The organism is Pseudomonas sp. P5_B2 (assembly GCF_056400445.1).
In genome coordinates, this window is the sequence record NZ_JBFULH010001423.1 from 1 (window position 1) to 610 (window position 610).

Annotated in this window: 1 protein-coding gene and 1 pseudogene; both read right to left on the minus strand. The window is 59.2% G+C overall.

The window, feature by feature from the left end; genetic code table 11:
* A pseudogene (locus tag AC1DRJ_RS31600) lies at window positions 1-378 on the minus strand (tRNA pseudouridine(55) synthase TruB); the annotation flags it as partial.
* Between the two features lie 3 nt (window positions 379-381).
* Window positions 382-610: ribosome-binding factor A (locus tag AC1DRJ_RS31605; RefSeq protein WP_477805558.1), on the minus strand; the 229-nt coding region annotated here is incomplete at its 5' end.

Sequence of the window (610 nt, forward strand, 5' to 3'; positions counted from 1 at the left end):
GTACATCGGCGGTATCTGACTGATTTGCCCACGAAAACCCGGCAAAACAGCTTCGACATCGGCGCGACCAACGGTCACCGGGCGTTCCAGCAAAACTTCACCCTCGGCATCGGCCGTGGTGGTGGTCTTGCCAAGTTGCGCCAGGGTTTCATAGGCCTTGTCGGAATCGAGCAGGTATTGCGAAAACTTGGTGGCTTCACCAAAGCACAACGGCAACACGCCGGTGGCCAGCGGATCAAGACTGCCGGTGTGCCCGGCCTTCTCGGCGTTCAACAACCAGCGAACCTTCTGCAATGCAGCGTTGGAGGTGAACCCCAGCGGCTTGTCGAGCAGGATGATGCCGCTGACGTTACGACGGATACGTTTGACCTGAGCCACCGATTACTCCTTGGCGTCTTCGGGTTCAGCGGCTACCGGGTGCTGATTGTCTTCAGCCACCGCACGCTCGATCAGGGCCGACAGGTGCGCGCCACGCACGACGCTTTCGTCGTAGTGGAAGTGCAACTGAGGAACGCTGCGCAACTTCATTTCGCGGGCCAACTGCATACGCAGGAAACCAGCGGCGGAGTTGAGCACCTTGATGCTTTGTGCGATGTCTTCGGCGTTGTCC